At 72.6% G+C, this 13,565-nt stretch carries 11 protein-coding genes and 1 rRNA gene; 7 read left to right on the top strand and 5 right to left on the bottom strand.

Annotated elements, in window-relative coordinates; genetic code table 11:
• Window positions 1-40 precede the first annotated feature (40 nt).
• Complete coding sequence (locus tag ACFVFQ_RS16695; RefSeq protein ID WP_383415697.1) at window positions 41-1,099, bottom strand: FecCD family ABC transporter permease; 1,059 nt, start codon at window positions 1,097-1,099, stop codon at window positions 41-43.
• 111 nt (window positions 1,100-1,210) lie between these two features.
• Between ACFVFQ_RS16695 and ACFVFQ_RS16690 the strand changes: the two genes are divergently transcribed.
• Window positions 1,211-2,236: an ABC transporter substrate-binding protein gene (locus ACFVFQ_RS16690; RefSeq protein ID WP_383415694.1), complete on the top strand. Its 1,026-nt coding sequence runs from the start codon at window positions 1,211-1,213 to the stop codon at window positions 2,234-2,236.
• 73 nt (window positions 2,237-2,309) lie between these two features.
• Window positions 2,310-3,191: a siderophore-interacting protein gene (locus ACFVFQ_RS16685; protein WP_383415692.1), complete on the top strand. Its 882-nt coding sequence runs from the start codon at window positions 2,310-2,312 to the stop codon at window positions 3,189-3,191.
• A 107-nt stretch (window positions 3,192-3,298) separates the two neighbouring features.
• Here ACFVFQ_RS16685 and ACFVFQ_RS16680 read toward each other — a convergent pair whose 3' ends face one another.
• Window positions 3,299-4,330: an HAD-IIA family hydrolase gene (locus ACFVFQ_RS16680; protein WP_383415686.1), complete on the bottom strand. Its 1,032-nt coding sequence runs from the start codon at window positions 4,328-4,330 to the stop codon at window positions 3,299-3,301.
• Window positions 4,331-4,589: 259 nt separating this feature from the next.
• Between ACFVFQ_RS16680 and ACFVFQ_RS16675 the strand changes: the two genes are divergently transcribed.
• The 5 genes from ACFVFQ_RS16675 (at window position 4,590) to ACFVFQ_RS16655 (ending at window position 11,315) form a co-directional block, all read left to right on the top strand.
• Window positions 4,590-5,855: a DUF1015 family protein gene (locus ACFVFQ_RS16675; RefSeq protein WP_383415682.1), complete on the top strand. Its 1,266-nt coding sequence runs from the start codon at window positions 4,590-4,592 to the stop codon at window positions 5,853-5,855.
• 144 nt (window positions 5,856-5,999) lie between these two features.
• A complete protein-coding gene (locus ACFVFQ_RS16670) occupies window positions 6,000-7,565 on the top strand; it encodes a pyridoxal phosphate-dependent decarboxylase family protein (RefSeq protein ID WP_383415679.1) in 1,566 nt (521 codons plus the stop codon).
• 38 nt (window positions 7,566-7,603) lie between these two features.
• Entirely contained in the window at window positions 7,604-8,929 is a 1,326-nt protein-coding gene (locus ACFVFQ_RS16665) for a lysine N(6)-hydroxylase/L-ornithine N(5)-oxygenase family protein (RefSeq protein ID WP_383415676.1), read from the top strand.
• Complete coding sequence (locus tag ACFVFQ_RS16660; protein ID WP_383415673.1) at window positions 8,926-9,498, top strand: GNAT family N-acetyltransferase; 573 nt, start codon at window positions 8,926-8,928, stop codon at window positions 9,496-9,498. The genes ACFVFQ_RS16665 and ACFVFQ_RS16660 overlap by 4 nt, the downstream gene beginning before the upstream one ends.
• Window positions 9,495-11,315 carry an IucA/IucC family protein gene (locus ACFVFQ_RS16655; RefSeq protein ID WP_383415670.1) on the top strand — a complete coding sequence of 607 codons (1,821 nt, stop codon included), beginning with the start codon at window positions 9,495-9,497 and terminating at the stop codon, window positions 11,313-11,315. The genes ACFVFQ_RS16660 and ACFVFQ_RS16655 overlap by 4 nt, the downstream gene beginning before the upstream one ends.
• A 237-nt stretch (window positions 11,316-11,552) precedes the next feature.
• Here the strand turns inward: ACFVFQ_RS16655 and ACFVFQ_RS16650 are convergent, their stop codons facing one another.
• From ACFVFQ_RS16650 to rrf, 3 genes are all read right to left on the bottom strand, one after another.
• Complete coding sequence (locus ACFVFQ_RS16650) at window positions 11,553-12,323, bottom strand: hypothetical protein (protein WP_383415667.1); 771 nt, start codon at window positions 12,321-12,323, stop codon at window positions 11,553-11,555.
• Window positions 12,302-13,267 (bottom strand): hypothetical protein, encoded by a 966-nt coding sequence (locus ACFVFQ_RS16645; protein ID WP_383415662.1) that lies wholly within the window; start codon window positions 13,265-13,267, stop codon window positions 12,302-12,304. Before ACFVFQ_RS16645 ends, ACFVFQ_RS16650 begins: the two co-directional genes overlap by 22 nt.
• A 203-nt stretch (window positions 13,268-13,470) precedes the next feature.
• A 5S ribosomal RNA gene (gene rrf / locus ACFVFQ_RS16640) occupies window positions 13,471-13,565 on the bottom strand; the annotation flags it as partial.

Raw genomic sequence — 13,565 nt, 5'->3', positions numbered from 1 at the left:
CGCTGTCCGGCGGCCGGCCCCGGTCCGCCCCGTGCGGCGGTCACAGTTGGGCCATCCGTCGGCGCCGGACGAGGTAGATGAAGACCGGGCCGCCGATGACGGCGGTGACGATGCCGACCTGGAGTTCGCCGGGCCGGGCCACCACGCGGCCGAGCACGTCCGCACCGACCAGCAGGACCGGCGAGAGCACCGCCGAGTACGGCAGGATCCAGCGCAGGTCGGGGCCGGTGAGGGCGCGCACCGCGTGCGGCACCATCAGGCCGACGTAGACGATCGGGCCGCAGACCGCGGTCGCGCCGCCGCACAGCAGGGTGACCGCGACCATCGCCAGCACCCGGGTGCGGGTGAGCCTGGCGCCCAGCGCCCGCGCCTGGTCGTCGCCGAGCGCGACGGCGTTCAACGGGCGGGCCAGCAGCAGCGCGAGGAGGGCACCGACCACCAGGAACGGCGCGATCTTCGCCACCGTCGGCATGGTCGCGGAGGCCAGCGAGCCGACCGTCCAAAAGCGCATCCGGTCCAGCGCCGCGGAGTTCAGGAGGTTGACGGCGTTGAGGTAGCCGGTGAGGACGGCGGTCAGCGCGGTGCCGGCGAGCGCGAGCCGGACCGGGGTGGCGCTGCGGGTGCCGCCCAGGACGTAGACCGCGACCGAGACCACCGCGGCGCCGGCGAAGGCGAACCACACATAGCCGGAGAGCGAGGTGACGCCGAGGAAGCTGATGGCGGAGACCACCGCGGCCGAGGCGCCGGCGTTGATGCCGAGCACGCCGGGGTCGGCCAGCGGGTTGCGGGTGAGCGCCTGCATGACGGTGCCGGCCAGGCCGAGGGCGGCACCGGCCAGCAGCCCGAGCAGGGTGCGCGGCAGCCGCACGTCCCGGATGACGACGTCGGTGTCGGAGCCGGAGTAGTGGAACACCCCGTGCCACACCTGGTCGAGGGGGATCTGCTTGGCGCCGACCGCGATGCCGAGGACCGCGACGACGGCGAGCACGGCGACGGAGGCGGCGAGTCCCGCGGCGCGGACGGCGAAGCGTCGTCGGGGCGCGGTGGGGGGCGGCGCCACCTCGGGGGGACTGGCTGCGGGGGGACTGTCGACCAACACGCCAGTTAGGTTAGCCTACCCTCACATGTTGTCGATCTGCCGGCCCTTCCGGTTCGGCCTGCCCACCATGCCCGTTGGGGCGTGAAAGCTCCAGAGAGAAGCACCAAAGCCATGCGAACCACCCGAAGCGTATCCCTGTCCCGTCGCGGCGTGCTAGCCGCGGGCGGCGCCGTCGGCATCGGCGCCCTGCTCGCCGCCTGCGGAGGGGGCAAGGAAGCCGGGGGCTCGGGCGGCGGCAAGGGCGGCCCGTGGTCCTTCACCGACGACCGCCAGCAGAAGGTCTCGCTGCCCCAAACCCCGCGCCGCATCGTCGCGTTCACCGGCACCGCGGCCGCGCTGCACGACTTCGGCATCCGGGACCAGATCGTCGGCGTCTTCGGCCCCACCAAGCTCGGAAGCGGCAAGCCCGACCCGCAGGCCGGCGACCTCGACGTCGACAAGGTCACCATCATCGGCAACGCCTACAACCAGTTCAACGTCGAGAAGTACGCGGGTCTCGCCCCCGACCTGCTGGTGACCAACATGTACGAGCCGGGCGCGCTCTGGTACGTCCCGGACGACAGCAAGGACAAGATCACCAAGCTGGCCAAGTCCGTGGCCCTGACCGCCTCCCGGAAGCCGCTCGACCAGATCATCGGGCGCTACGCGGACCTCGCGGCCGCGCTCGGCGCGGACCTGAAGGCCAAGCAGGTCACCGACGCCAAGGCCCGCTTCGAGCAGGCCGCCGCGCGGCTGCGCAAGGCCGCCGCCGCCCACCGGGTCAAGGTCCTCGCCTGCTCCGGCAGCGCCGACCTCTTCTACGCCTCCAACCCGGGCATCAACGCCGACCTCATGTACTTCAAGTCCCTCGGCGTGGACCTGATCGTCCCCGACCACCTGGACAAGGGCGGCTACTTCGAGAGCCTGAGCTGGGAGAACGCCGACAAGTACCCGGCGGACGTGCTGCTGTTGGACAACCGCACCGCCACCCTCCAGCCCAAGGACCTGGCCGCCAAGCCGTCCTGGAGCAAGCTCCCCGCCGTCAAGGCCGGCCAGATCGCCCCCTGGTCCAGTGAGCCGCGCTTCTCGTACGCCGGCGCCGCCCCGCTGCTGGAGTCGCTCGCCCAGGCCATCGAGCGCGCGAAGAAGGTCAACTGACGTAGAACCCGGGCCGGTTGACCGCCGGCCCGGTCCACCCGCCCCAGCCCGCCCCGTCCCGGGAGGTTCCGACATGACCGCGACCGCCGCCCCCACCACCGCGCCGTTCCGCTTCTTCGACGTCCAGGTCGCCCGCACCCGGCGGCTCGGCCCGTCGGTGGTCCGGATCACCTTCACCGGGGAACGGCTTGAGGAGTTGGCCTCCGGCGGTCGGGACCAGCGCTTCAAGCTGTTCCTCCCGCAGCCCCACCAGGCCGCGCCGGTCTTCGACGACATGGGGGACGGCTGGTACGCGGCCTGGCGGGCCCAGGACCCGGCCGAGCGCCCGGTGATGCGCTCGTACACCATCCGCGAACAGCGCCACGACCCCTGCGAGTTCGACGTGGACTTCGCCCTGCACGGCGCCGACGACCCCGCCGCCCCCAGCGGCGGCCCGGCCAGCCGCTGGGCGCTCGCGGCCCGGCCCGGCGACCGGCTGACCGTCCTCGCGCCGGCCGTCGAGGACAACGGCGGGGTGGACTTCCGGCCGCCGCCCGGCACCGACTGGATCCTGCTGACCGGCGACGAGACCGCCCTGCCGGCCATCGCCGGCATCCTGGCCTGGCTCTCCCCCGGCACCACCGCCAAGGTCTGGATCGAGGTCGGCCACGACGGCGACCAACAGCCGCTGCCGACCTTCGCGGACGCCGACGTCACCTGGCTCGTCCGGGACCGCCTGACCGACCACCGCGCCGAGCCCGTCCTCACCGCGCTGCGCGCCGCCGAGCTGCCCGAGGGCACGCCGTACGCCTGGATCGCCGGCGAGGCCGGCACCGTCAAGGCGGTGCGCCGGCACCTGGTCGGGGAGCGCCGATTCGACCGTCGGGCGGTCAAGTTCACCGGCTACTGGCGGCGCGGGGCCACCGAGGAGGACCTGATCGCGGAGCTGACCGCGGCGGCCACCGCCGGCAAGTGAACCGTTGGGCCCCGCCGCTCCCCGCGGCGGGGCCCGCCCGCGCCCTTAGGGCCTGTCCGCGCCCTGACCCATCGGTCAGGCCCTGGACCTCGGCGTCTGACGTGGCGTCACATACCGATCCGGTGCAGCGCCTTGGCCGGGTCCGCCGGGCAACTCCCCGCGCCCGCCGCGGTCCAGGCCGCCGCGCACAGCGCCCGCAGCCCGTCCAGCGGCTCCCCCGCGCCCTCCACGACCAACTCGCCCCCGGCGACCTCGGCCCGCCAACCGCCGCACACGAAGCCGGCACCGTCCGCCGTCACCTCCGGCTGCGGCCGCAGCACCCCACGCAGATCCGCGTCCACATAGGTGGGCCGGTGCTCGGGCGGCGCGGCCAGCAGTTCCGCCGGGGTGGTCACGCCGGTGAGCACCAGCAGGGAGTCCACCCCGCCGTTCCAGGCGCCCTCGATGTCGGTGTCCAGCCGGTCGCCGATCACCAACGGCCGCCGCGCACCGGTCCGCAGCACCGTCTCCCGGTGCATCGGCGGCTGCGGCTTCCCGGCCACCTGCGGCGTCCCACCGGAGGCGATCCGCACCACCTCGACCAGCGCGCCGTTGCCGGGCGCGATGCCGCGCTCCTTGGGGATCGTCAGGTCGGTGTTGGAGGCGAACCACGGCACCCCGCGCTGCACCGCGTACGCGGCCTCCGCCAGCCGCGCCCAGTCCAGCGTCGGGTCGTAGCCCTGCACCACGGCAGCGGGGTCGTCGTCCGCCGAGTCGACGGGCACCAGGCCCCGTTCGCGCAGCGCCACCCGCAGCCCCTCGCCGCCGATGGCCAGCACCCGGGAGCCGGCCGGCACCTGCTCGGCGATCAGCCGGGCCACCGCCTGCGCGGAGGTGATCACGTCCCCGGGGGCCGTCGGCAGGCCGAATCCGGACAGTTGGTCGGCCACCGCCTGCGGCGTGCGGGCCGCGTTGTTGGTGACGTACGCCAGCTGCATCCCGCCGTCCCGGGCCGCGGTCAGCGACGCCACGGCATGGTCGATCGCCCGGCCGCCGGCGTAGACCACCCCGTCCAGATCCAGCAGCGCCGTGTCGTACGCCTCGCTCAGCGCGCGCCGGCACCCGTCGGGTCGACCTCGCCCGCGCATCCGCTCGCTCATGCCGAGATCTCGCTTCGCTCGCCCTGGCATGCGCGAGGCGCGCCCCTTCCCATGATTCGCTCGCTCCGCTCGCTCATCCCGTCCTGCTCCTCGCTCCTCCGCGCTGCCGCACAAAGGGGCTCCTCGTGCGCGGGGCCCGGGCCGTTCCCGGCCCACACCGGGCCCGCCCGTCGGCACCCGCGCGGCTACCGATTTTTCCGGCCGAACGCGGCCGCTCCCCCGATCATCCCGCACCCCCTTCCCGGCATAGCATTCTTCAATGACCACATCCGACGGCCTCCGCCTCCTCCCGTTCCGCGGCCTGCGCTACGCCCCGGACCGGGTCAGCAGCCTCACCGCGGTCACCTCCCCGCCCTACGACGTCGTGGTCCGCCCGGACGGCGTCCGGGCGTTGGAGACCTCCGATCCCTACAACATCGTCCGGCTGATCCTGCCGCAGGCCCCCGATCCGGCCACCCGTCACCGACAGGCCGCCGACACCCTGCACCGCTGGCGCGAGGAGGGAATCCTCACACCGGACCCGCAGCCCGCGCTGTACGTCTACGAGCAGCGCGCCGGCGACCTCCTCCAGCGCGGCCTGATCGGCGCGCTCCGCCTGGACGGCCCGGTGCTGCCCCACGAGGACGTCATCCCGGAGGTGGTCGCGGACCGGGCCGCCCTGATGGACGCCGCGGCCGCCAACTTCGAGCCGCTGCTGCTGTCGTACTGCGGCGACGGCACCGCCAACGGCGCCGCCGGCGTCATCGAGCGCACCGCCCAGCACCCCCCGCTGCTCGCCACCACCACCGAGGACGGCTTCGCGCACCGCCTGTGGGCGGTCACCGACCCCGCCGAGCTGGCCGCCGTCGACGCGGACCTGGCCCGCCGCCGGGCGCTGATCGCCGACGGGCACCACCGCTGGGCGACCTACCGGCGGCTGTACGAACAGCGCCCGGACGCCGGCCCCGACTCCCCCTGGGCCTTTGGCCTGGTGCTGCTGGTCGACACCGCCCGCTATCCGCTCCAAGTCCGGGCCATCCACCGGGTGTTGCCGCATCTGCCGCCCGCCAAGGCGCTGGCGGACGTGGCCGGCGCCTTCCGGGTCCGCCGGTTGCCGGGCGAGCTGTCCGCCGCCCTGGAGGCGTTGGCCAAGGCGCCCGGCGCGGCCTTCGTGCTCGCCGGCGGTCCGGGCTCCTTCCACCTCCTGGACCAGCCCGACCCCGGGCTGCTCGACCGCACGATCCGCACCGACCGGCCCGAGGCGTGGCGGCAACTGGACGCCACGGTGCTGCACTCGGTGCTGCTGGACGAGGTCTGGCGCATCCCGGACCACCCGTCGGACATCGGCTATCTCCATCACACCGAGGCGGCGGTGGCGCAGGCCGCCCGGCACGGCGGGACCGCCGTCCTGATGCGCCCCACCTCCGAGGAGACGGTCCGTCAACTCGCCGAGCAGGGCGTCACGATGCCCCGGAAGTCCACGTCGTTCGGACCGAAGCCGGCCACCGGCCTGGTGCTGCGGACCCTGGAGGAACAAGGGGGCTGACGGCCCCTGGCGGGCACCCCGAACCCACCCGATGATCCGGTTAGGTTAGGCTTACCTCACTGCGTCATCGGGCGGGTTCCCCTGCCCCTGTGCACCGCCTGCCTGCACAGGACGCGGTCGACGCCGCACCAGGGAGGGCCCTTCATGAGTCTCCTCGCGCACTCCGCCGAGGACCCGGCCGACAGCCGCACCCATCTCCTCAACCACCGCACCGCCGACCGCTACCACGCCGCCGTCACCGACAGCGTGACGCGGCTGCGCGACCGGTTCGCCACCACCGACCGCCCCTTCACCGGCGTCCGCGTCGACGAACTGGCGCCCACCGTCGCCGCCGTCGACCTCGACGCCCCGCTCCACGACCCGGCCGCCGCCCTCGACGAGCTGGAGCACCTCTACCTCCGCGACGCGATCTACTTCCATCACCCCCGCTACCTCGCGCACCTCAACTGCCCCGTGGTGATCCCCGCGCTCGTCGGCGAGGCCGTGCTCTCCGCCGTCAACTCCTCCCTCGACACCTGGGACCAGAGCGCCGGCGGCACCCTCATCGAGCGCCGCCTGGTCGACTGGACCGCCGACCGGATCGGCCTCGGCCCGGACGCCGACGGCATCTTCACCAGCGGCGGCAGCCAGTCCAACCTCCAGGCGATGCTGCTCGCCCGGGACGAGACCTGCCACCGCGAACTGGCCCGCGCCGACGCCGACGACGCCGACAGCACCGACGCCCGCCGCGCCGCCCTCCTGCCCCGGCTGCGCATCCTCACCTCCGCCGTCAGCCACTTCAGCATCCGCAAGTCCGCCACCCTGCTCGGCCTCGGCGCCGACGCCGTCATCGCCGTCCCGGTCGACGACACCAAGCGGATGCGCACCGACGCCCTCGCCGCCGAACTGGAGCGCTGCCGCCGCGAGGGCCTGATACCCATGGCGGTCGTCGCCACCGCCGGCACCACCGACTTCGGCTCCCTCGACCCGCTCCCGGAGATCGCCGAACTCGCCACCCGCCACGGCGCCTGGATGCACGTGGACGCCGCCTACGGCTGCGGTCTGCTGGTCTCCCGCCGCCGCGCCCTCCTCGCCGGCATCGAGCGCGCCGACTCGGTGACCGTCGACTACCACAAGTCCTTCTTCCAGCCGGTCAGTTCCAGCGCCGTCCTGGTCCGCGACCGCGCCACGCTGCGGCACGTCACCTACCACGCGGACTACCTCAACCCGCGCCGGATGGTCGAGCAGCGCATCCCCAACCAGGTCGACAAGTCGCTCCAGACCACCCGCCGCTTCGACGCCCTCAAACTCTGGCTGACCCTGCGCACCATGGGCGCCACGGGCATCGGCGAGCTCTTCGACGAGGTCATCGACCGGGCCGCGGACGGCTGGAAACTGCTGCACGACGACCCGCGCTTCGACGTCGTCGTCGAGCCCCAACTCAGCACCCTGGTCTTCCGCTACCTCCCCGGCGGCACCCAGGACCCCGACCCCGAGCTCACCGACCGGGTCAACCTCCACGCCAGGGAAGCCCTGTTCGCCTCCGGCGCCGCGATCGTCGCCGGCACCAAGGTCAACGGCCGGCACTACCTGAAGTTCACCCTGCTCAACCCCGAGACCACGCTCGACGACATCGCCGCCGTCCTCGACCTGATCGCCGAGCACGCCGGCCGCTACCTCGCCGAGCAGCCCGGCGCCGGCCGCCCCGCCCCGGCCCTGTCCGCCCCCTGACACCTCCCCGACCGACCACCCCTGCGGAGAGACATCCCGTGACCGTCCCCCACGAGACCCCCTACGACTTCCTCGCCATCGGCCTCGGCCCGTTCAACCTCGGCCTGGCCTGCCTGACCGCCCCCATCGAGGAGCTCAACGGCCTCTTCCTCGACGACCGGCCCGGCTTCGACTGGCACCCCGGCATGATGCTGGACAGCACCCACCTCCAGGTGCCGTTCATGGCCGACCTGGTCACCCTCGCCGACCCCACCTCGCCCTTCTCCTTCCTCAACTACCTGAAGGAATCGGGCCGGATGTACTCCTTCTACATCCGCGAGAACTTCTATCCGCTGCGCGCCGAGTTCAACGACTACTGCCGCTGGGCCGCCGGCAAGCTGGACAGCATCCGCTTCTCCCACACCGTCACCGCCGTCGAGTACGACGAGCGCGCCGAGCTCTACCTCGTGCACGCCGACCACCACGGCGAGCGCCACACCTTCCGCACCCGCAAGCTGGTCCTGGGCACCGGCACCCCGCCGCACGTCCCCGAGCCCTGCCGCGACCTGGGCGGCGACGCGGCACACAACTCCGGATACCTGGACGCCAAGCCCGCCCTCCAGGCCAAGGACAGCATCACCCTGATCGGCAGCGGCCAGAGCGCCGCCGAGATCTACTACGACCTCCTCCAGGACATCGACGCCCACGGCTACCAGCTCACCTGGGCCACCCGCTCCCCCCGCTTCTTCCCCCTCGAATACACCAAGCTCACCCTGGAGATGACCTCCCCGGAGTACGTGGACTACTTCCACGCCCTCCCCGCGGCCACCCGCGACCACCTCAACGCCAGCCAGAAGCACCTCTACAAGGGCATCGACTCCGAGCTGATCAACGCCATCTTCGACCTGCTCTACCAGAAGCGCCTGGCCGGCCCGGTCCGCACCCGCCTGCTCACCAACTCGGCCCTGACCGAAGCCCGTTACGACGAGGCCACCGGCACCTACACCCTCGGCATGCACCAGACGGAACAGGACCGCGACTTCACCCTCACCACCCAGGGCCTGGTCCTCGCCACCGGCTACCGCTACCGCGTCCCCGCCTTCCTGGACCCGGTCCGCGACCGCATCGCCTGGGACGCCCAGGGCCGCTACGACGTCGCCCGCAACTACAGCATCGACACCGCCGGCCGCGACATCTTCGTGCAGAACGCCGAACTGCACACCCACGGCTTCGTCACCCCCGACCTCGGCATGGCCGCCTACCGCAACTCCTGCATCATCCGCGAACTCCTCGGCCGCGAGCACTACCCGGTCGAAAAGGCCATCGCCTTCCAGGAGTTCGCCGCCCCGGCCGGCCCGCACGACCCGATGGAGATATCCGCGTGAACGCCCCCCTCTTCACCCGCACCGACCCCACCCTCGGGGAGTTCGCGCTGCGGCCCGTCGACCCGCTCGCCGACGCGCCCCTCCTCCACACCTGGGTCACCGACCCCAAGGCCGTCTTCTGGCTGATGCAGGAGTGCGATCTGCCCGCCGTCGAGAAGGAATTCACCCGGATCGACGCCGACCCCCACCACGACGCCTTCCTCGGCCTGCACAACGGCACCCCGGCCTTCCTCATGGAGCGCTACGACCCCGCCCACCGCGAACTGGTCGGCATCCACGCCGCCCGCCCCGGCGACGTCGGCATGCACTTCCTCACCGCCCCGACGAACGCCCCCGTCCACGGCTTCACCCGCGCGGTGATCACCACCGTCATGGAGATGCTCTTCGCCGACCCGGCCGTCGAGCGCGTGGTCGTCGAGCCCGACACCCGCAACACCGCGGTGCACGCCCTCAACGAGTCCGTCGGCTTCGAGGTCGTCCGCACCGTGCACCTCCCCTCCAAAGACGCCTACCTCAGCATCTGCACCCGCGACCAGTTCCTGGCCACCCGAGGAGACCACCGCCGATGACCGCCCCCGCCCCCGCCGCCCCGCAGCAGCCCGCCCAGGACGCCGTCGCCCACCTCACCCCCGAGCTGTGGGCGCGCGCCAACCGCGCCCTGGTCCGCAAGGCCCTCGCCGAGTTCGCCCACGAACGCCTGCTCACGCCCGAGCCGTTGGACCACGCGGCAGGCGCCGACCGCTACGCCGTCCGCAGCGACGACGCCACCACCACCTACCGCTTCACCGCCCACAGACGGGCCCTCGACCACTGGGGGATCGACCCCGACAGCATCACCCGCCACCGCGACGGCGCCGAACTCCCCCTGGACGCCCTGGACTTCATCACCGAGTTCCACACCTCCCTCGGCCTGTCGGAGACCATCCTCCCGGTCTACCTGGAGGAGATCAGCTCCACCCTCTCCGGCACCGCCTACAAGCTGGCCGGCAAGGCCCCCACCGCCACCGAGCTCGCCACCGCCGGCTTCCAGGCCGTCGAGACCGGCATGACCGAGGGCCACCCCTGCTTCGTCGCCAACAACGGCCGCCTCGGCTTCGGCGTCCACGAGTACCACGCCTACGCCCCCGAGGCCGCCTCCCCGCTCCAACTGATCTGGCTGGCCGCGCACCGCGACCACACCACCTTCACCGCCGGCGCCGACCTCGACTACACCACCCTCATCGACGCCGAACTCCCCGCCGAGACCCGGGCCCGCTTCACCGCCACCCTCACCTCGCTCGGCCTCGACCCGGACGCCTACTACTTCTTCCCCACCCACCCCTGGCAGTGGTGGAACAAGCTCTCCGTCACCTTCGCCGCCGAGGTCGCCCAACGCCGCCTGGTCTGCCTGGGCCCCGGCGACGACCAGTACCTCGCCCAGCAGTCCATCCGCACCTTCTTCAACACCAGCCACCCCGAGAAGCACTACGTCAAGACCGCCCTGTCGGTCCTCAACATGGGCTTCATGCGCGGCCTTTCGGCCTCCTACATGGAAGCCACCCCCGCCATCAACGACTGGCTGGCCCGCCTGATCGACGCCGACGACACCTTCCGCGCCGCCCGCTTCTCGATCATCCGCGAGCGCGCCGCCATCGGCTACCACCACCGCCAGTACGAGGCCGCCACCGAAAAGGGCTCCCCCTACCGCAAGATGCTCGCCGCCCTCTGGCGCGAGAGCCCGGTCCCCACCCTCGAACCGGGCCAGCGGCTTGCCACCATGGCCTCCCTCCTCCACGTCGACCGCGACGGCAACTCCTTCGCCGCCGCCCTCATCGCGGAGTCCGGCCTGGCCCCCGAGGTCTGGCTGCGCCGCTACCTCGACGGCTACCTCACCCCGGTCCTGCACTCCTTCTACGCCTACGACCTGGTCTTCATGCCGCACGGCGAGAACGCCATCCTGGTCATCGAGGACGGCGCGGTGGCCCGGGTGATCTTCAAGGACATCGCCGAGGAGATCGCCGTGATGTCCGCCGACGCGGTCCTGCCACCCACCGTGGAACGCATCCGCGCCGACGTCCCCGACGACCAGAAGCTGCTCTCCGTCTTCACCGACGTCTTCGACTGCTTCTTCCGCTTCCTCGCCGCCACCCTCGCCGACCGCGGCGTCCTCGACGAGGACACCTTCTGGCGCACCGTCGCCGCCACCGTCACCGACTACCAGGCGGCCCACCCCCACCTCGCCGACAAGTTCGCCGAACACGACATGTTCACCCCGGAGTTCGCCCTCTCCTGCCTCAACCGCCTCCAGCTGCGCAACAACGAGCAGATGGTCGACCTCCAGGACCCCGCCGGCGCCCTCCAACTCATCGGCACCCTGACCAACCCCATCGCCCCCTACGCCCCCTGACCCTCCCTGCCCCCTCCCCCCACAAAACCAAGAAGGGGGGGGCCCCCCCCGCCCCCCCCCCACCCCCACACCCGACAACCCCCCCCCCAACCCCCCCCCCCACCCCAACAAAACACCCCAGAACCCCCCCCCCCCCGCCCCCCCCCCCCCAAAACCCCACCCCGGGGGGGCCCCCCCGGGCCCCCCCTTCTCCCTCTCTCGGCTACCGCAGCGCAGCTACGCGCCGACTCACCTCACCTACTCCCCCTTGTCCGCGCCCTCCTCGGCACCGGACCCGGCCTTGCGCTCGGCCTCGGACCCGGCCTCGGCCGGAGCCTCCGCCTCGTCCTCCTCCAACGCATCGGTGAACTGCACCCCGTCCAGCTCCGCCAGCCGGTCCGACGCATCTGTGGCCCCGGCCTGATCGGCCTCCAGCGCCCTGGCGAACCAGTCCCGCGCCTCGCCCTCGCGCCCGACCTCCAACAGCGCGTCCGCATACGCGTACCGCAGCCGGGCCGTCCACGGGTGCACCGCACCGGACGCCAACTCGGGGCTCTGCAACGTCACCACCGCGGCGTCCGCCTGCCCCATGTCCCGCCGGGCCCCGGCCGCGACCAGCCGCATCTCGACCTGGCCGGCCCGGTCCAGCCGCTGCACCTCGGACTCACCGGCCATCGCCAGCGCCTTCTCCGGCCGCCCGAGCCCCCGCTCGCAGTCGGCCATGACCGGCCACAGCTCCGCGCTGCCGGTCATCCGCCGCGCCGCCCGGAACTCCTTCAGCGCCTCGCCGTACTTCCCGGCCGCGTACGCCGCGAAGCCCGCGGCCTCGCGCACCGCCGCGACCCGGGACGCCAGCCGCAGCGCCACCATCGCGTACCCGTACGCCTTCTCCGGGTCCTCGTCGAGCAGCCGCGCGACCATCACCAGGTTCTTGGCGACATCCTCGGCGAGCGTCTTCGGCAGGCTCTGCAGCTCCTGCCGCACCGCCTTGTCGATCTCGTCCCCGGTCACATCCTCCGGAATCGGCAACCGCTTGATCGGCTCCCGCTCCCGCTCCCGCTCCCGCCGCTCATCCCGCCGAAACCCACCGCGGTCATCCCGCCGGAAGCCACCGCGGTCGTCACGCCGGTCGTCACGCCGGAACCCACCACGCTCACCGCCGCGGTCATCCCGCCGGAACCCACCGCGCTCACCGCCGCGGTCGTCCCGCCGATCGTCGCGTCGGAACCCACCGCGCTCACCGCCACGGTCATCCCGCCGGAACCCACCGCGATCGTCCCGCCGCTCATCGCGACGGAACCCACCGCGGTCGTCCCGACGGTCATCCCGCCGGAACCCGCCGCGGTCGTCCCGCCGATCGTCGCGTCGGAACCCACCGCGCTCACCGCCACGGTCATCCCGCCGGGGGCCTCCACGATCGTCCCGCCGCTCATCACGACGGAACCCACCGCGCTCACCGCCACGGTCATCCCGACGGAAGCCCCCACGGTCATCACGCCGCTCATCGCGACGGAACCCACCGCGGTCGTCGCGCCGCTCATCCCGACGCTCGTCCCGCCGGAACCCACCGCGGTCGTCCCGACGGTCATCCCGCCGGAACCCGCCACGGTCATCCCGCCGCTCCTCACGACGGAACCCACCGCGCTCACCGCCACGGTCATCCCGCCGATCGTCGCGTCGGAACCCACCGCGCTCGCCGCCGCGGTCATCCCGCCGGTCATCACGTCGGTCGTCACGACGGAAACCGCCACGATCGCCGCCGCGGTCATCCCGCCGGAAGCCCCCACGATCGTCCCGACGCTCGTCCCGCCGGAAGCCACCGCGGTCGTCCCGCCGGTCATCACGTCGGTCGTCACGACGGAAACCGCCACGATCGCCGCCGCGGTCATCCCGGCGGAAGCCCCCACGGTCATCCCGCCGCTCATCACGACGGAACCCACCGCGCTCACCGCCGCGGTCGTCCCGCCGGTCATCGCGACGGAAACCACCGCGGTCGCCGGCGTCGCGCCTCGGCCGGCGCTCCGAACGATCGTCGGAAGAGTTGGTGGACATCGACGTGACTCCTGTCTTCGGTACTGCGTTCATTCTCACGCACCGACCCCTGCGGCGCGCTCCGACAAAACAAAAGGACCCCTGGTCCCAGCTGAACGCTGGGACCAGGGGTCCTGGAAAAATTGTTCGGCGGCGTCCTACTCTCCCACAGGGTCCCCCCTGCAGTACCATCGGCGCTGAAAGGCTTAGCTTCCGGGTTCGAAATGTAACCGGGCGTTT

This window comes from Streptomyces sp. NPDC057743 (genome assembly GCF_042798755.1).
GTDB lineage: Bacteria > Actinomycetota > Actinomycetes > Streptomycetales > Streptomycetaceae > Streptomyces.
Note: the sequence above shows the minus strand (reverse complement) of the source record. Positions and strands in the feature narration are given on the sequence as shown.